Consider the following 16,414-nt stretch of genomic DNA (forward strand, 5'->3'; position numbering starts at 1 on the left):
CATGAATTTCGAACTTACAGAAGAGCGGCAAATGCTGCAGGACACGCTCCGGCGGTTCCTGCGGGACCGCTACGACACCGCCACCCGCAACAAGATCCTCGAAAGCGACAGCGGTTTTTCCAGCGACATCTGGAACGAACTGGCCGAGCTGGGCGTGATCGGCGCGCTCTTCACCGAAGAGCAGGGCGGCTTCGGCGGCAAGGGCTTTGACATCGCAGTGGTGTTCGAAGAACTGGGCCGCGCGGGCGTTGTCGAGCCTTTCCTCGACACCGCCGTTCTGGCCGGTGGCCTGATCGCCGATCTGGGCAACGACGACCAGCAGGCCCATATCGAAGAGATCATCGGCGGCGGTCTGCAACTGGCCTTTGCGCACGGTGAACCCAACAGCCGCTATGATCTGAATCGCGTCAACACATCCGCCACCGTGAAGGGCGACGAGATCGTGATCTCGGGCCGCAAGTCGGTGGTGATCAACGCCGAGAACGCCGATATGCTGGTCGTCTCGGCGCGCGAAAGCGGCGGAGAGTACGATGCCGACGGCATTTCGCTTTTCCTCGTGCCAAAGGACGCGGCGGGCATGACCCTGCAGGGCTACGCACTGCTGGCCGGTGGCCGCGCGGCGGAAGTCACCTTCGACGATGTGACCGTTCCTGCCTCTGCCCGTCTGGGCGAGGCCGGCAAGGCCGCACCGGCGATCGAAACCCGCACCGCCTACGCCAATGTCGCGCAAACGGCAGAGACGCTCGGCGCGATGGAGACAGCTTGCCGTCTGACAAAGGACTACATGCTGCAGCGCAAGCAGTTCGGTCGGCCCATCGCCACGTTCCAGGCGCTCGCGCACCGTATGGCCGATCTGCTGATCGAGCTTGAGCAGGCGCGTTCCGCGGTCATCCTTGCCGCCGGGCACCTCGAGAGCGAGCGCGGCAACCGCGAGCGCAATATTTCGGCGACGAAGAACCTGATCGGCCGCGTTGGCCGGCTGGTGGGCGAGGAATCGATCCAGCTGCACGGCGGCATCGCCATGACGCAGGAATACGAGCTTGCCCATATCGCCAAGCGCATCGTGATGGCCGACCACCGGTTCGGCGATGTAGACCACCATCTGGAGCGTTTCATTGAACTCTCCGCTGCCTGAAGAAGAAGCCTGTCTCATCCGCGATGAGACAGGCACGCAAAAGCTGGTCGGATACATCGTCGATGTGTCCGATCCGGCCCACGGAAGATGCCACCTTCTGGTGGATGAACGCCACCTGAACCGCCACGGTGCACTGCACGGTGGCATAGCGGTCACGCTGCTTGACAATGCGTCGGGCACGACTGGATCGCTGACGGTCGATGCAAGCGGCAAGGCGCCGTTTTTGACGGTGTCGATGAATACACAGTTCGTCGGATCGGGCCGCGCGGGATGGATGACGGCCACCGGCAGCATTACGGGCGGCGGCCGCAGTCTGGTCTTTATCGACGCCGAGCTGCGGCACGAAGACGGCACACTGGTTGCCAAATCAACGGGCGTGTTCAAGCGCGTCCCACAGGAGAAACTCGCATGAGTGCACGGCTCGAAGACGCGGGCGATCGGCTGATCGTCTGGAACGGAAACACCGAAAAGCGCGGCGCGCTGTCGCCCGAGCTCTATGCCACGATCCTAGAGGCCTGCGAGAAGGCCGCCGATCCGCGCATCCGGTCGGTCATCCTGACGTCGGAAGGGCCGTTCTTCTGCGCGGGCGGTGATCTGACCGTGCTGATCGCCCGTCAGGGCATGCCCGAAGAAGAGCGCCGCGCGGGTATCGAAGGCCTGCACGATGTGATCCGCGCCATGCGCAACTGCCCGGTCCCGATCATCGCCGCCGTCGAAGGCGGCGCCGCGGGGGCCGGTCTGAGTTTTGCGATGGCCTGCGACATCATCGTCGCGGCCAAGGGCGCGAAATTCGTCGCTGCCTACGTGAAGGCCGGGCTGGTGCCCGACGGCGGTCTGACCGCCCATCTGGCGCGCGCCATACCGCGGCAGTTGACCATGGAGATGTGTCTGCTGGGCCAGACCGTTTTCGCCGAGCGCATGTTCGATCTGGGCGTGGTCAACGCATTGACGGATGTGGGCGGCACGATGGATGTTGCAACAGGCTACGCAGACCGCTTTGCCGCGGGTCCGCGTGTGGCGCAGGGCATGATCCGGTCGATGGTCGCACAGGCCTACGACGGGACCGAGGCAGAACAACTCGACGTCGAGCGTGACGCGATGGGCTTTGCCACCGGCGCGCCCGAAGCGGGAGAGGGCATCGCGGCCTTTTTGGAAAAACGAGCACCGAACTACGGCTGAGACCGTACCGGGGGAGGAGATGACATGGAGCGTGTAGAGCATTTGCTGGCGGACCGCGTGGCGCAGGCCCCGCAGAACATGGCGGTGAGCGATCACAGCGGGGTCGCCTGGACCTACGCGGACCTGGACCGGGCGAGTGATGCAATGGCCGAGCAACTGCGCGGTGCGGGCGTTCAGCCCACCGACCGCGTGCTGTTGCTGGTCGAAAACTGCGCGGCGGCGGTCGCCACGCTCTATGGCGGCTGGAAGATCGGCGCGGTCGTGATCCCTTTCAACGCCCGCCAGAACGCCGCCGAAGTCGACCGTGTCGTGGCCCATGCCACGCCTGCGGCGATCGTCGCGACCTCTGCGGCGTCACCGGATGCGCATGCCCACGCCGAGCGTCTGGGCTGCAAGGAGATCTCCGGCGATTTTGGCACCATGATGCTGGTCGCGCGCGCGTCCGACCCCGATCCGGTGCTGGAGGATGTGGCGGTTCTTCTCTACACGACCGGGACGACCGGCGATCCGAAGGGCGTCATGCTCACCCATTCCGGGATGCGGTTCGGCGGAGCGGCTTCGGCGAAACTGCGGGAAATGACGTCGGATGACATCATCTATGGCGCACTGCCGATCAGCCATGTTTTCGGACTGGTGTCCGTGCTGACCGGGTGTTGTGTCGCGGGCGCGCATCTGCGGACCGAGGCGCGGTTCTCGGCGCAGAAGCTCTACGATGCGGCGATGGACGGGGTGACGATCATTCCCGCCGTCCCGCAAATGCACGCGCTGGTGATGCAATACGTCAAGGAAATGGGCCTGTCGAAGCTGGGCGCACCGAAGTTGCGCTATGTGTCCTCCGGCGGGGCGCCGCTGGATCCCGCGTGGAAACGCAAGGCCGAAGCCTTCTACGAACTGCCCCTCCAGAACGGTTTCGGCATGACCGAAACGACTTCGGGGGCATCGGCGACCAAAAATAAGACCGTTGGCACCGACGATGTGTCCGTCGGCCCCAAAACGCCCGGAACCGAACTGGCCATCGACGATAAGGCCCCGGGTGGCAATGGCAACGGAGAGGGCGAAGTGCTGGTGCGCGGGCCGCATGTGATGAAGGGCTATTACCGCAACCCGACTGAGACCGAGAAGACGCTGAGCGCGGATGGCTGGCTGCGGACCGGCGATCTGGGCAAGATCGACGCCGAGGGCAATCTGCATATCCTCGGGCGGTCCAAGGAGTTGATCATCCACGGTGGCTTCAACGTCTACCCGCCGGAGGTGGAAGCCGCGATCAACGATCACCCACAGGTGATCCAGTCGGCTGTCGTGGGCCGGACGAAAGACGGGGACGAGGAAGTGCTGGCCTTCGTTCAGGTCTCCGAAGATGACGCGCCGGACATCGAAGACCTGCGTGCATTCGTCAAGGAACGGCTGACCGCGTATAAGCGGCCCAAGCACTACGTGCTGTCGTCGTCGCTGCCCGCCGCCCCGACGGGCAAGTTGCTCAAGCACAAGATGATCGACGCATTCGCCGACCAACTGCCCTGACGCTGGGCTCCTCGCTGGCTTTCAGCCGCTCCTCGCCCCCAAGACGCGAAAGGCGCCTGTCAGACCCAGGTGCCTTCCGCGGCGGCGCGGATCGCGCGGATGTTTTCCCCGTAGGGTGCTGGATTGTCGACGGACCCGCCGCGAAAGACGGCTGATCCCGCGACCAGCACATCCGCACCGGCACCGGCGACGATTGGGGCTGTGGTCGGATCGACGCCGCCGTCGATCTCAATATGGATCGGACGGTCGCCGATCATCTCCCGCAGGGTGCGGATCTTGGCGGACATGTCGATGAATTTCTGTCCGCCGAAGCCGGGGTTCACCGTCATCACGCAGACCAGATCGGCCAGATCAAGCACATGGGCCACGGCCTCTGCCGGCGTGCCGGGGTTCAGCGCCACACCCGCCTTCGCGCCGCTGGCGCGGATCGCCTGCAGGGTGCGATGGATATGCGGCCCTGCCTCGACGTGAGCGGTGAGGATGTCGGCGCCTGCACGGACGAAATCCTCGATATAGGCATCGACCGGAGAGATCATCAGATGCACGTCCATGACGCCGCTGATGTGCGGGCGGATCGCGGCACAGGTCGCCGGACCGAAGGTGATGTTCGGTACGAAATGGCCGTCCATCACATCGACATGGATCCAGTCCGCGCCCTGCGCGCAAGCGGCGGCACATTCGGCCCCGAAGTTGGCGAAATCGGCGGCGAGGATGGAGGGGGCGATCTTGATCGCGCGGGAAGCGGACATGGCGGCGGCCTTTCGGTATGGGATGCGCGCGGTGTAGCCCAGCGGCGCGCGCGAGGCAATCGGCGAGCGGCGCGGGTCTCCTCACGAAAGCGCAGCGCGGGCGCACCCTTGCGGTTGACCTCGATGCAGCAGATGCGCAACCTTGCGCGCATAAACGGGAGGGACCGAAATGACACGACTGACACGACGCCAGACACTCGCCGGCATGACCGCGCTGGCCGCAACCGGGCTTGCCGCCCCCGCCATCGCCAGCAACCGCAAGATCACGCTGGGCGCCCTGCGCTTTACCAGCCACGCAGGCACATTCGTCGCCGCCGAGCGCAATTACTTCGCCGAGGCGGGGCTGGACGTGGAGATGAAATTCTTTCAGGCCGCACAGCCCATGGCCGTCGCCATCGCCTCGGGCGATGTCGACTATGCAGTGACCGCCATCTCGGGCGGGCTGGTATCCCTGGCCGACAAGGGCGCGATCAAGGTGATAGGCGGTGCGCTGCAGGAGGAGGAGGGCATCGACGGCCAGAAATTCCTCGTTTCCGACGCGGCTTTCAAGGCCGGGATCACGGCACCGGGCATGCTCGACGGGAAATCCTTCGGGATGACCACGGCGGGATCCTCGTTCCACTACATGGGATCGAAGATGGCGCAGGCCGAAGGCATCTCGCTGTCGTTCAAACCCTTGCAGAAGGTGGGCGCGATCATCGGTGCGCTGAAGACCGGCCAGATCGACGCCTGGTCCATCGTGCCGCATATCGCCAAGCCGCTTGCTGGCTCCGGCGCGGTGCACATGATCGGGAATGTGTCGGACTATCTGCCCGACTATCAGGTCACGACCGTCTTCACCTCGACCAAGAACGCGTCGGAAGAAGCCGAGATGACAAAGGCCTATCTTGCCGCCTACTCCAAGGGGGTCGCGGATTACAACGCCACCATGATCGCCAAGGACGGCGGCGACGCGGGCATCGACGAGATGGTCGATCTTCTGCACAAATACGTCTACACCGACCGTCCCCGTGACGAGGCGGCGCCGTCGATCATCAACGGCACCATGCGGCTGAGCGAGGGGGCGGCACTCAACGTGGCGTCGGTGCGCGACCAGCTGGAATGGTTCCAGTCCGAGGGTCTGGTAGATGCCGATATTCCGCTCGACGCGCTGGTCGATACGTCTTACGTCCAGACATCAGGCGCTTGATTTCCCGAGCATAAGCAGGAAGGCCGGGCCGCGTGCCCGGCTTTTTCATGTGGAGGACGGATGGATCTGAAATTGCACGATGTGACGCACCGCTACGGGGATACCGAAGTGCTGCGCGATGTATCTCTCGACATTCCATCGGGGCGGATCACCTGCATCGTGGGCCCGTCGGGCTGTGGCAAGTCGACATTGCTGCGCCTGCTCGGCGGGCTTGAGCGGCCCACCCAGGGCGAGGTTCTGCAACTCGGCGCGCCGCCCGAAGGGTGCCTGAACGCGCTGACCTATGTGTTTCAGGATTTCGCGCTGCTGCCGTGGCGCACCGTTTCGGGGAACGTGGAGCTGGTGCTGGAAGATCACAGGCTCGGCACCCGTGCCAAGGATATCGTGGCGGACGTGCTGGCTCGCACGCGGCTGACCGATTTCGCGCAGGCCCTGCCGAAACAGCTGTCGGGGGGTATGAAACAGCGGGTCGCCATCGCGCGGGCGCTGGCGGTCAATCCGGCGGTGATGCTGATGGACGAACCGTTGAGCGCGCTCGACAGCCAGACCCGGGAATTGCTGATGGACGATCTGGTCGGCCTGTGGACACGCGCGCCTTTCACGGCAGTCTACGTCACCCATAACCTCGCCGAGGCGGTGCGGCTGGGCCACCGGATTGTCGTGCTCTCGCGCAGGCCGGGACGGATTGCGCAGATCGTGGAGGTCGATCAGCCCCTTGCGGATCGCGGCCACGGCGACGCCGAGCTTGACGCGAAACAGGCGCAGCTTTGGTCGCTGATGCGCGACGAAGCGGCGGCAGCGGACGCGGAGTTGATGGATGTCTGAAATGCGCGCGGCGGCTGTTGGTTGGTGTTGCCTCCGAACGGGGCAGCGCGTGGACGACGGAGCACGGATAGATGGCTGAACAGGTTCCTTTCAGAGGTGGTGGCTTTGCGCCGATGCGGATCCGCGGCATGGGCTGGATCGTCTTTGTGGTGCTGATTGCACTGGCGGAATGGGGCACACGCACGGGCTGGATCTCGGCTTTGACGCTGCCACGTCCGTCGGACGTTCTGGCCACCTTCGGCGAACTCTGGCAGAGCGGGCTGTTGTTCAAACACCTCGCCCCGTCGCTGAGCAGGCTGGTCATAGGTGCCAGCATCGGGGCGGCGCTGGGCATTTCGGTGGGTGTGCTGATCGGGCTCTTCGCCTACGTCCGCGCGGGGCTTGTCCCGCTTGTCGCGGCGCTGTTCCCGATCCCCAAGATCGCGCTGCTGCCGCTGTTCGTCATCTGGTTCGGCATCGACGAGGCGAGCAAATACGCGCTGATTGCCTTCGGCACCTTCACTCCGACGGTCGTTGCCACCTATGCTGCGGTCGATAACGTCGACCGCACATTGATCCGCATGGGCCAGAGCTTTGGCTTGGGGTGGTGGTCGATCGTGCGCAAGATCGTCCTGCCGGGGGCGATGCCGGGGATCCTGTCGGGGCTGCGGATCTCGCTGACCATCGCCATCATCCTTCTGGTCGCGGCAGAAATGCTGGGCGCGGAATACGGTGTCGGGGCCTATATCCTCGAGGCAGGCTCGCTCTACGATCTCGAGCGGCTTTTCGCGGGCGTGGTGATCCTGTCTGTCCTTGGCGTTGCGGTGTCCTCCGTGATCGGTGCGCTGGAACGTCGCGTGCTGCGCTGGCGGGTCTGAGGGAACCCGCGCGGCCCTTTTGCGGTTTGCCCAGCAGACACAGCGCAGGAGAGCACGGGCATGGCGAACTACGGCAAAGGCGACAAGGTTGAATGGGACTGGGGCGACGGGACGGGGACCGGCACAGTCCAGAAGACCTATACCCGCAAAACCACCGTCAAGATCAAGGGCACCGAGATCACCCGCGATGCGTCCGAGGACGAACCTGCACTGCTGATCGAACAGGAAGACGGCGACGAGGTTCTGAAATCCTCCACAGAGGTGCGCAAGGCGTGACGCCGAGCGGGCTGGTATATTACGGCGATGACCGTCCGGGGATCGCGCGCCGCCGCCACGGGCGCGGATTTACCTATATCGCGCCGGATGGCACAACGATTGCACGCGGGCCCGAACGGTCGCGGCTCGAAGCGCTGGCGGTGCCGCCCGCCTATGAAAACGTGTGGATGTGCCCGCTTCCGAACGGGCATTTGCAGGCCACCGGACGCGACGCGCGCCAGCGCAAGCAATACCGGTACCACGCGCAATGGGCCGAGGCGCAGGCCCGCACCAAATTCGACGGTCTCACGGATTTCGCCCATGCCCTGCCGCGACTGCGCGCCCGCCTGAAACGCGATCTGGAGGAGGACGCCGGCGCCCGCACATTCGCGCTCGCGGCGGCCACCACCCTGATCGACCGCACGGCGATCCGCGTGGGCAATCCCGATTACACCCGCGACAACGGCAGCTACGGGGCCGTCACGCTGAAGCAAAAGCAAATCACGCTGGAAGACGACGGCATCCGCATGGCCTATACCGCGAAGGGCGGCAAGCGGGTGCGCCGCCACTTGCGCGACCGCACGCTGGGGCGCCTGCTGCACAAGCTGGGCGATCTGCCCGGTGCGGAGTTGCTGGTCTGGGTCGATGACGAGGGCGAGGCGCAGACCATCGGGTCGGGTGCGCTCAATGCCTATATCGCGGAGGCGGCGCAGGACGAGAGCATCACCGCCAAGACATTCCGCACCTGGACCGGATCGGTGGCCGCCTTCGAGGTGGCCGAGCGCGGGGCCGCCACGATCAAGTCCATGGCCGAGGCGGCAGCGGAGCGTCTGTCCAACACGGCGACGGTGGCGCGCAACAGCTATATCCACCCCGATGTCATCGACCTCGCCGGCGCGGATCCCGTCGACGGTTTCGACGCGGGCCGCTCGGGTCTTCGCGCGTCGGAAAACCGTTTGCTCGGCTACCTAGAGCGCTGACCATGCGCCGGCCGCCGCCCGCCGTGAAAGGGCCGGATCGGACTTATAGGACATAAGTATTGACCTAAATCCCGCGCCGTGCATTCTGCGTGCAGGCTTTGGGAGGAGCGACATGGATTGGCAGCAGATTTTCGCCACGCGGACCACGCGCATGAAGGCGAGCGAGATACGCGAATTGCTCAAGCTGCTGGACCAGCCCGATATCATTTCCTTCGCCGGCGGCATCCCCGATCCGGCGCTTTTCCCCGCCGAGGCGTTCCAGAAGGCGCTGGGCGACGCGCTGACCCATAATGCGGATGCAGCACTCCAGTATTCGGTATCCGAAGGCTACGGGCCGCTGCGCGATTGGATCGCAGCCGAAATGGGCCGCTTGGACGTGCCCTGCACGCGGGACAATATCCTGATCACCTCCGGTTCGCAGCAGGCGCTCGATTATCTGGGCAAGCTCATGCTCAGCCCGGGCGATACGGCGCTTGTGGGATGGCCCACCTATCTTGGCGCGCTGGGCGCGTTCAACGCCTACGAGCCGCGCTATGACAAGCTGGACCCGGAAACCAACCGGGCGGCAGAAGACTATGCGCAGGCCGCCGCGCCGGGGCGCGTCAAGTTTGCCTATACCTCGGTGGATTTCGCAAATCCCACCGGCCGCACCCTGACCGGCACGATGCGCGAGCGCCTGCTCGACCTCGCCGAGGAGTTGGACATCGCGGTGATCGAGGACGCGGCCTATCAGTCGCTGCGCTACGATGGCGAGGCGCTGGCACCGATCCTCGCCCGCGAAATCGCCCGCAAGGGCGACATCGATGCGTGCCGGACGCTCTACTGCGGATCGTTTTCCAAAACGCTTGCGCCGGGCCTGCGTGTGGGGTGGGTCTGCGGCGCGCAGGATGTGATCCAGCAGATGGTCTTGCTGAAACAGGCGGGCGATCTGCATTCCTCGACACTGAACCAGATGGCCATCGCAGCGGTGGCCGAAGCGCAGTTCGACAGCCACGTCGCGCGCATCCGCGCGGCCTATCGCACGCGGCGGGACGCGATGCTTGCGGCGCTGGAAGAGCATATGCCCGAAGGCGTGACATGGACGCGCCCCGAAGGCGGCATGTTCATCTGGCTGACCCTGCCACAGCACATGCGCGGCGATGAATTGCTGGCCCGCTCTCTGGAGACGGAGCGCGTGGCCTTTGTGCCCGGCCATGCGTTTTTCGCCGACGGATCGGGTGCGAACACGATGCGGTTGAGTTTCAGCCGCACGGATGCGGATGCCATCGCGCAGGGCATTGCCCGTCTGGGACGACTGATTTCCGCCGCTTGAATGCGGGGCGATTGCGCAGCGCCGCCGCGGCCCTTAAATAGCGCTCATGAGACATGCCCTTGCCCTCGCTCTATGCTCGGTTGCGGCCCCGCTGGGGGCGCATCCGCATATCTTTGTCGATACCGGACTGGAAATCATTCTCGATGACCGCAACCGGGTCACCCATATCCGCGTGACATGGGAGTACGATGAACTTTACAGCCTGCTGATCACCGAGGATCTGGGTGTCGACGACGACTATGACGGGGTGCTGTCGCCGTCGGACCGCGAGGCGCTGACCGGTTTCGATGCAAACTGGATCGAAGGCTACAACGGCGATCTGGTGGCAACCCTCGGAGGCGAGCCCCTGTCGCTGTCCGGCCCGATGGAGCCAACGGCGGAACTGACGGACGGCAAGATCGTCACGACCCATCTGCGCGCGGTGGAAGGCGCACCCCAGTTGCGGGCGCCGCTGGTCCTGAAACCCTTCGATGCTACCTATTACACGGCCTACGAGGTCGGCAGGCCCGTGACGGTAACAGGGCAGGCCGCCTGCGACATTGATCTCGACCCGCCCGACATGGAAGCGGCCCTTGCCATGACCGAAGACGACCTTGCCCAGATCCCCGAAGATCCCGAACGCGCCGAGGCGATGGGGTTCGGCGATATCGGTGAAAGGTTCGCCACCGAGGTGCGGGTGACATGCGCCACGTCCTGATCCCGACGCTTCTGATCCTCGCCGCCGCCACCCTCTGGTTCTGGTGGGCGGGCGGTGTCGATGCGCTGGCAGCCTGGGCAGGGGCCGAACAGCGCGGTTTCCAGAACGCCATGGCCAAGACCCTGCGCGCGCTGCGTGGCGGAGAGCCGGGTGCTCTTGCCGTGCTGCTGGGCAGTGCATTCGCCTACGGATTTTTCCATGCCGTGGGGCCGGGGCACGGCAAGCTTGTGGTCGGTGGATACGGCATGGCGCAGGACGTGCCGGTGGTCCGGCTGTCGGTCATCGCGCTGCTGGGCAGTCTGGGGCAGGCGGTCACCGCGATCGTGCTGGCCTACGGCGGGCTGTGGATCCTTGATCTCGGGCGGGACCGGATGATCGACGCCGCCGAAAACGCGTTCGCGCCGGTCAGCTACGCCCTGATTGCGGCCATCGGTATCTGGCTGGCGGTGCGCGGTCTGCGCGGGCTGCGCCGCCAGAGCAGCTTTGCCGATCATGCGCATACGGGCGCGGATGACATCTGTTCAAGCTGCGGTCACCGCCACGGGCCGACCCTGCAGGAGGCGCAGGAAGCCACAGGGCTGCGCGACGCGCTGGTTCTCATCGGCGGCATCGCGATCCGGCCCTGTACCGGCGCGCTCTTCGTGCTGATCATCTGCTGGCAGATGGGCATTCCGCTGGTCGGCGTCGCGGCGAGCTTTGCCATGGCCATTGGCACTGCAACGGTCACGGTCGCTGTCGCGGCGGCCGCGCGCGGTGTGCGCGGCGGGCTGCTGAGCGGGATAAGGGGGGCGGCCAGCCTGATCTGGATCATGCCGCTGGTCGAGGTTGCTACCGGCCTTCTGGTCACCGTGCTGTCGCTGATGCTGCTTCTGCGCGCCCTTCAGTAGATCGCGTTATAGCGGATGATGATCGGCGTCAGCGTGATCAGAAACAGCGCCGGCAACATCAGCATCGACATCACGCCCGACATCTGGACCGGCAGGCGGTTCGCCTTTTCCTGTGCCGCCAGTTCGCGCATCTCGCGCATTTCGGCGGCGTAGGTCTTCAGGGCGGAGGTCAGGCTGGTGCCGAATTGCAGCGACTGGACGATCACAAGGGCAAAGGATTTCGCTTCGTCGATCCCCATCCGGTCCGCCATGTCGAATAGCGCCGTCTCGCGGTCGCGTCCGGCCTGAACCTCGATCTGGAGGAGCAGGAATTCATAGGCCACTTCGGGCGCCACGCGGGTCAGTTCGTGGCCCACGCGGTTGATCGCGGCGTCAAAGCCCAAACCGGCCTCGACCGAGATCTGCACTAGATCGAGCGCGTTGGGAAAGGCTTCCCTGATCTTGGCCTGGCGCGCCTTTATCCGCGATTTCAGCCAATATCCGGGTCCGTAGAACCCGACAGCCGTGCCTACGGCAGCGATTTGCAACAGGCGCAGCGGCGGTGTGGCGTTCAGGCTTTCAACGATGCTTTCGGGCAGCACACCCGCGCGCGCCAGCGCCACTGTCCCGAAGACGGCGACGGGCGTTACCAGCGCCAGAAACAGCCGGATCAGGAAGAAGATTTCCACGATATCGGGCCGCTCGAACCCCAGCTTGCCCAGCTGGAAACGGATCTGCATCCGCTCCGAGGGGTCTTCGGGGATCAGCGCCTTTTTCCATCCGCTTGGCGCCACTTCGTCGCCCTTTGTCAGCGGCACGGCCTTTTCGTGCGTTGCCTCGCGCATCGAGGCGGCCAGAGCGCGCACGCGGTCGGCGGTGCGGTCGCGCATGGTCCAAAGCCCGATCACACCGAAGAGAAGCAGCAACACGGCAAAGGCCACACAGTAGAGAATCAGCGTCTCGGGGCTGCCCAGCGCGTCAGGCGTGGCGAAGTTGGAAAGATCGAACATCGTATCAGACCTTGAAATTGACGAGTTTGCGCAAGGCCAGAAAATTGCCGACGATCAGGGCGACGATCAGGAATGCGATAGGTTTGAAGATCGGATCGTCGCTGACATCACTGTAGTAATCGGGGGCCGTCAGCGACGTGGCGATGTAGATCACCACCGGCAGGGCCGACAGCAGATAGGCCGATATGCGCCCCTCGGACGAGATCGCCTTGATCCGGCGCCGCATGACAATCCGGTCGCGCACCACCTTGCTGAGCGTGCTGATCATCTCGGCGAGGTTGCCGCCGGTGCCGTGCTGGATAGAGATGGACACGGACAGGTATTCCACGTCCTCGTGGCCCGTGCGTTCGGCAAAGTCGCGAAAGGCGTCCGTCAGGTAATCACCGTGGGCGACCTGCTCCGACAGGGTGCGGAATTCGCTGCCGACGGGATCGGCCATGGTGCGCCCGACGTTCGCGATCGTCGCGTTGATGGGGTGGCCGACGCGCAGTCCGCGCATCATCAGATCCAGCGCATCCGGCAATTGCTGCGTCAGCGCGTCCAGGCGTTTGTTGCGGCGGGCCTTCACGATTTGCAGCACCGTCAGGCCCGACAGGACAAAGCCCGCGGGCACGGCAAGGAGTGGCGTGATCAGAAACGACAGACCCGCCGCGAGGATCACGCCACCGGCGATGGCCCACAGCGCCACGAGTGTTGCCTTGCCCTCCATATCGGCCTGCCGCAGCAGTAACGGCAGGTTGCCGACCAGCGGCAGGTTCAGGCCGGGATCGCTGCGCCCGGTCGATTTCACAAGCGCGGCAGCGGCGTCGCTGGCGCGTTCGGGCCGCATGGATTTGATCCGCTCGGCGCGCTTCCTCTCTTCAGCGTTTTCCGGGGCCAGCATCAGCCGCAGCGCAAGCGTGGCAAGGATCGTGCAGCCAACCGCGCTCCACAAAACGAGAGTTGTGAATGACATGGCTTCCATCACGCAGCGCCCGCGCCGGGGGCGAAGGCATCGGCGGCAAGAGGCACACCCGAGGCCATCAGGGCTTCGAAACATTTCGGGCGGATGCCGGTTGCCATCATCCGTCCCTTGACGTTGCCGTTCTCATCGACACCCATCTTCTTGAAGACGAAGATGTCCTGCATCATGATCGTATCCCCTTCGAGCCCGACGATCTCGGAAATGCTCATCACCCGGCGTGATCCGTCTGACAGGCGGTTCAGCTGCAGGACCAGTTGCAGGCCCGCGGCAATCTGGTAGCGCACGGCCTGCATCGGGAAATCGCTGCCGATCATCGTGACCATCTGTTCCAGGCGGCTGACCGCGTCGCGGGCCGTGTTGGCGTGGATGGTGGTCATCGACCCGTCGTGGCCGGTGTTCATCGCCTGCAGCATGTCGAATGCCTCGGCGCCGCGTACCTCGCCGACCATGATCCGGTCTGGGCGCATGCGCAGCGCGTTGATCAACAGGTCGCGCTGGTTGATCATCCCCTTGCCTTCCGCATTCGCAGGGCGGGTTTCCAGCCGCACAACGTGTTCCTGTTGCAGCTGCAGTTCCGCGGCGTCCTCGATCGTCACCATCCGCTGGCGCGGGTCGATGAAGGCGGACATGGCGTTGAGCATGGTGGTTTTGCCCGACCCTGTCCCGCCCGAGATCAGCACATTCATCCGCCCTTTGACGGCCGCTTCGAGAAACAGCGCAGCGGGTTTCGACAGGGCCCCGTGTTCAAGCAGCTTTGCCATATGGAGCGGTGTCTTGGAGAATTTGCGGATCGACAGCGACGGCCCGTCGATTGCGCAGGGCCGGATGATCGCGTTCACGCGGCTGCCGTCCTCGAGACGGGCGTCGACCCAGGGCTGGCTTTCGTCGATCCGCCGCCCGATGGACGACACGATCTTGTCGATGATGCGCAGCAGGTGACGTTCGTCGCGAAACGACACATCCGCCCGCTCCAGCAGGCCGCCGCGTTCGATAAACACATGATCGGTACCGTTCACCAGAATATCGCTGATCGACGGATCGGCCAGCAGCGGCTCGAGCGGGCCAAGACCCAGCACTTCGTCTAGCAATTCGTCGATCAGCGTCTTGAAGGTCGCGGAGGGCATTTGCGTGCCATTCGATTTCAGGTGGTTCGCCGCAAGGGTCGAGATTTCGCGGCGCAGATCGTCGCGGCTGACCTGGTCGAGCATCGTGAGGTTCAGCTTTTCGAGCACAAGTTCGTGCAACGCGGATTTCAGCGCCGTATTGGCAGATCGCTCCGGAGCTGCGGGTGCGGGCGCTTGCGCGATCGGGGCAGGGCGCGGCTCTGGCGCAGGTGCGACAGGTTCTGGCTTCGGCGCTTCGGCGCGCGGGATGGCAGGGGCGATGGCCGCCTCCGAAGGCGATGCCGCTGGCTTGAAAGTGCGGCGCGGGGCCTCTGCGGTCGACTCTTTGAATGCTCGAAACATGGGGTATCCTCTTGCTCTACGGCGTTCAGCGGGCCGGTTTGGCGGATTGGGCGAATACTGCCTCCGCGAGTTTCGCGATGGCCTTGGCAACGGCGGAGCGTTTGGCACCGGTCTGGATCGGAACACCCAGATCGGTCGCACGGCGCGCGGCACGGGGGTCCGCGGGGATCCAGTGCTCCAGCGTGCGGCCCAGAAGTGCCTCGCACTCCTTGAGAACCGACGACCTGACCACCGGTTTCCTCTGCTGGTTGACCACCACGCGGACCGGCAGGGTCATGTGCTCTTCTCCGATCAGGTCGATCAGGCGCCGGGTGCGTTTGATGGCCGGAAGGCTGGTGTCGGTCACGATCAGCGCCTCGTCGGCCCGTTCAAGGACCGGATCGGTCCATTCGGTGATCGCTTGCGGAAGGTCGAGAACGATATGGTCGTAGCGCGCCTTCAGCGCGTCCAGCAGCCGCGCGATATCCTCGGCGTCGATCGCTGTCAGCGGCGCGAACACATCCGGTCCGGTCAGCACGTCCACACCCGATCCGTGCGGCGCCATTGCCGTCTCGATGAAATCGCGGCTGGGCCGTTTGGCACCGCGCAGCCATGCCGAAGCCTCCGCACTGTCGGGCAGATCGAGCGCGAGCGACACGGCGCCGTTCTGGATATCGAGATCGACCAGCGCCACTGTGCCGCCCGTTTTGCGCTGCGCCTGCGCCACGGCAAGGTTGACCGCAAGCGTCGTCGCCCCCGCGCCGCCACGCGCGCGAAGGAACACGACGAGCTTTCCCTTGGTGATGCCGCGCGGCTTGCGCGTGGTCGTCCGGGCCGTGACGCTCATTTCCGCATCGTCGGGCAGATCGTCCACGGCATCCGGTTGCGATACGGGCTGCGCGGCGACAGGGCCGGTGTCCGCCGGTGCCAAGTCCGGTGTCGCGTCCGGCAGCGGCGTTTCGGCGGTGGGGTCGGTCGCGGGCGGCACGGACGGCGCGGCGTGGGGCGGCGCTGCCGGCTCTTCCTGCACGCCGAATTCGACGAATTCGATCACGCCCGCCTCGCTCAGGCTCTGGCGGGTTTTCTGGTCGATGGGGCTGCCGATCACGGCGATGCACGCGGGCCGCCGCGCGGTGCGCAGGGCAAGGCGGCGCAGCGCATCGAGATCCGACTGCGGGTCGCTGTCGATTTCGAATACCAGAAAATCCACGCGTCCGTCGGCAAGTTCGGAATCGTCCATCGTCTCCACAAGGGTCTGTTGCAGGACACGGCCGCGCACCTGTGCGTCCTGCATCATTTCAGCCCGCAGCGCCTCTCCTATCGATGCGGTGCGCGCGACGATCAGCGCGCGGCTGCGCGGGGCAGGCTCCTGCACGACCTCCGACAGGCGGGCTTCGATATCGTGATGGGCGAGTGTCATCTGACGTGCT

17 protein-coding genes are annotated in these 16,414 nt (G+C 65.0%); 12 read left to right on the plus strand and 5 right to left on the minus strand.

What is annotated here, in order from left to right:
- Nucleotide 1: 1 nt before the first annotated feature.
- The 4 genes from ABMC89_RS13665 to ABMC89_RS13680 are packed head-to-tail and all read left to right on the plus strand — an operon-like array spanning nt 2 to nt 3,835.
- On the plus strand, nt 2–1,135 hold the full coding sequence (locus ABMC89_RS13665) for an acyl-CoA dehydrogenase family protein (RefSeq protein ID WP_349568822.1): 1,134 nt from the start codon (nt 2–4) through the stop codon (nt 1,133–1,135).
- On the plus strand, nt 1,116–1,547 hold the full coding sequence (locus ABMC89_RS13670; protein ID WP_349568824.1) for a PaaI family thioesterase: 432 nt from the start codon (nt 1,116–1,118) through the stop codon (nt 1,545–1,547). The genes ABMC89_RS13665 and ABMC89_RS13670 overlap by 20 nt, the downstream gene beginning before the upstream one ends.
- Nucleotides 1,544–2,314 (plus strand): oxepin-CoA hydrolase, alternative type, encoded by a 771-nt coding sequence (locus ABMC89_RS13675; RefSeq protein WP_349568826.1) that lies wholly within the window; start codon nt 1,544–1,546, stop codon nt 2,312–2,314. Before ABMC89_RS13670 ends, ABMC89_RS13675 begins: the two co-directional genes overlap by 4 nt.
- A gap of 24 nt (nt 2,315–2,338) precedes the next feature.
- Nucleotides 2,339–3,835, plus strand: coding sequence for a class I adenylate-forming enzyme family protein (locus tag ABMC89_RS13680; RefSeq protein WP_349568828.1), 1,497 nt, complete (start codon nt 2,339–2,341; stop codon nt 3,833–3,835).
- 59 nt (nt 3,836–3,894) lie between these two features.
- Here ABMC89_RS13680 and rpe read toward each other — a convergent pair whose 3' ends face one another.
- Nucleotides 3,895–4,584: a ribulose-phosphate 3-epimerase gene (rpe, locus tag ABMC89_RS13685; protein WP_349568830.1), complete on the minus strand. Its 690-nt coding sequence runs from the start codon at nt 4,582–4,584 to the stop codon at nt 3,895–3,897.
- 169 nt (nt 4,585–4,753) lie between these two features.
- Here rpe and ABMC89_RS13690 point away from each other — a divergent pair, with 169 nt between their 5' ends.
- The 8 genes from ABMC89_RS13690 to ABMC89_RS13725 all read left to right on the plus strand — a co-directional run bounded on the left by ABMC89_RS13690 (nt 4,754) and on the right by ABMC89_RS13725 (nt 11,586).
- Nucleotides 4,754–5,773, plus strand: a complete 1,020-nt coding sequence (locus ABMC89_RS13690) for an ABC transporter substrate-binding protein (RefSeq protein WP_349568832.1) — start codon at nt 4,754–4,756, stop codon at nt 5,771–5,773.
- A 60-nt stretch (nt 5,774–5,833) separates the two neighbouring features.
- Nucleotides 5,834–6,598 (plus strand): ABC transporter ATP-binding protein, encoded by a 765-nt coding sequence (locus ABMC89_RS13695; protein WP_349568834.1) that lies wholly within the window; start codon nt 5,834–5,836, stop codon nt 6,596–6,598.
- Between the two features lie 71 nt (nt 6,599–6,669).
- The gene (locus ABMC89_RS13700) at nt 6,670–7,455 is read left to right on the plus strand and encodes an ABC transporter permease (RefSeq protein WP_349568836.1); all 786 of its coding nucleotides are present in this window, start codon (nt 6,670–6,672) and stop codon (nt 7,453–7,455) included.
- A gap of 60 nt (nt 7,456–7,515) precedes the next feature.
- Nucleotides 7,516–7,731, plus strand: coding sequence for a hypervirulence associated TUDOR domain-containing protein (locus ABMC89_RS13705; RefSeq protein WP_349568838.1), 216 nt, complete (start codon nt 7,516–7,518; stop codon nt 7,729–7,731).
- Nucleotides 7,728–8,690, plus strand: coding sequence for a DNA topoisomerase IB (locus ABMC89_RS13710; protein ID WP_349568840.1), 963 nt, complete (start codon nt 7,728–7,730; stop codon nt 8,688–8,690). The genes ABMC89_RS13705 and ABMC89_RS13710 overlap by 4 nt, the downstream gene beginning before the upstream one ends.
- A 112-nt stretch (nt 8,691–8,802) precedes the next feature.
- A complete protein-coding gene (locus ABMC89_RS13715) occupies nt 8,803–10,002 on the plus strand; it encodes an aminotransferase-like domain-containing protein (RefSeq protein WP_349568842.1) in 1,200 nt (399 codons plus the stop codon).
- 46 nt (nt 10,003–10,048) lie between these two features.
- Nucleotides 10,049–10,699, plus strand: a complete 651-nt coding sequence (locus tag ABMC89_RS13720; RefSeq protein WP_349568844.1) for a DUF1007 family protein — start codon at nt 10,049–10,051, stop codon at nt 10,697–10,699.
- Nucleotides 10,684–11,586, plus strand: a complete 903-nt coding sequence (locus ABMC89_RS13725; protein WP_349568846.1) for a nickel/cobalt transporter — start codon at nt 10,684–10,686, stop codon at nt 11,584–11,586. Before ABMC89_RS13720 ends, ABMC89_RS13725 begins: the two co-directional genes overlap by 16 nt.
- Here ABMC89_RS13725 and ABMC89_RS13730 read toward each other — a convergent pair.
- The 4 genes from ABMC89_RS13730 to ABMC89_RS13745 are packed head-to-tail and all read right to left on the minus strand — an operon-like array spanning nt 11,580 to nt 16,404.
- The gene (locus ABMC89_RS13730) at nt 11,580–12,575 is read right to left on the minus strand and encodes a type II secretion system F family protein (protein WP_349568848.1); all 996 of its coding nucleotides are present in this window, start codon (nt 12,573–12,575) and stop codon (nt 11,580–11,582) included. The genes ABMC89_RS13725 and ABMC89_RS13730 overlap by 7 nt on opposite strands.
- 4 nt (nt 12,576–12,579) lie before the next feature.
- The gene (locus ABMC89_RS13735; protein ID WP_349568850.1) at nt 12,580–13,530 is read right to left on the minus strand and encodes a type II secretion system F family protein; all 951 of its coding nucleotides are present in this window, start codon (nt 13,528–13,530) and stop codon (nt 12,580–12,582) included.
- An 8-nt stretch (nt 13,531–13,538) separates the two neighbouring features.
- Nucleotides 13,539–15,005, minus strand: a complete 1,467-nt coding sequence (locus tag ABMC89_RS13740) for a TadA family conjugal transfer-associated ATPase (RefSeq protein WP_349568852.1) — start codon at nt 15,003–15,005, stop codon at nt 13,539–13,541.
- Nucleotides 15,006–15,030: 25 nt separating this feature from the next.
- Complete coding sequence (locus ABMC89_RS13745; protein WP_349568854.1) at nt 15,031–16,404, minus strand: CpaE/TadZ family protein; 1,374 nt, start codon at nt 16,402–16,404, stop codon at nt 15,031–15,033.
- Nucleotides 16,405–16,414: the final 10 nt, after the last annotated feature.

Source organism: Sulfitobacter sp. HNIBRBA3233, assembly GCF_040149665.1.
Lineage (GTDB): Bacteria > Pseudomonadota > Alphaproteobacteria > Rhodobacterales > Rhodobacteraceae > Sulfitobacter > Sulfitobacter marinivivus.

Bases quoted from the DNA above. Each gene is read 5' to 3' on its own strand.
- ABMC89_RS13715 (WP_349568842.1), top strand. From the start codon at position 8,803: ATGGATTGGCAGCAGATTTTCGCCACGCGGACCACGCGCATGAAGGCG.
- ABMC89_RS13665 (WP_349568822.1), top strand. From the start codon at position 2: ATGAATTTCGAACTTACAGAAGAGCGGCAAATGCTGCAGGACACGCTC.
- ABMC89_RS13690 (WP_349568832.1), top strand. From the start codon at position 4,754: ATGACACGACTGACACGACGCCAGACACTCGCCGGCATGACCGCGCTG.
- ABMC89_RS13705 (WP_349568838.1), top strand. From the start codon at position 7,516: ATGGCGAACTACGGCAAAGGCGACAAGGTTGAATGGGACTGGGGCGAC.
- ABMC89_RS13720 (WP_349568844.1), top strand. From the start codon at position 10,049: ATGAGACATGCCCTTGCCCTCGCTCTATGCTCGGTTGCGGCCCCGCTG.
- ABMC89_RS13700 (WP_349568836.1), top strand. From the start codon at position 6,670: ATGGCTGAACAGGTTCCTTTCAGAGGTGGTGGCTTTGCGCCGATGCGG.
- ABMC89_RS13680 (WP_349568828.1), top strand. From the start codon at position 2,339: ATGGAGCGTGTAGAGCATTTGCTGGCGGACCGCGTGGCGCAGGCCCCG.
- rpe (WP_349568830.1), bottom strand. From the start codon at position 4,584: ATGTCCGCTTCCCGCGCGATCAAGATCGCCCCCTCCATCCTCGCCGCC.
- ABMC89_RS13745 (WP_349568854.1), bottom strand. From the start codon at position 16,404: ATGACACTCGCCCATCACGATATCGAAGCCCGCCTGTCGGAGGTCGTG.
- ABMC89_RS13725 (WP_349568846.1), top strand. From the start codon at position 10,684: ATGCGCCACGTCCTGATCCCGACGCTTCTGATCCTCGCCGCCGCCACC.
- ABMC89_RS13735 (WP_349568850.1), bottom strand. From the start codon at position 13,530: ATGTCATTCACAACTCTCGTTTTGTGGAGCGCGGTTGGCTGCACGATC.
- ABMC89_RS13695 (WP_349568834.1), top strand. From the start codon at position 5,834: ATGGATCTGAAATTGCACGATGTGACGCACCGCTACGGGGATACCGAA.
- ABMC89_RS13730 (WP_349568848.1), bottom strand. From the start codon at position 12,575: ATGTTCGATCTTTCCAACTTCGCCACGCCTGACGCGCTGGGCAGCCCC.
- ABMC89_RS13740 (WP_349568852.1), bottom strand. From the start codon at position 15,005: ATGTTTCGAGCATTCAAAGAGTCGACCGCAGAGGCCCCGCGCCGCACT.
- ABMC89_RS13675 (WP_349568826.1), top strand. From the start codon at position 1,544: ATGAGTGCACGGCTCGAAGACGCGGGCGATCGGCTGATCGTCTGGAAC.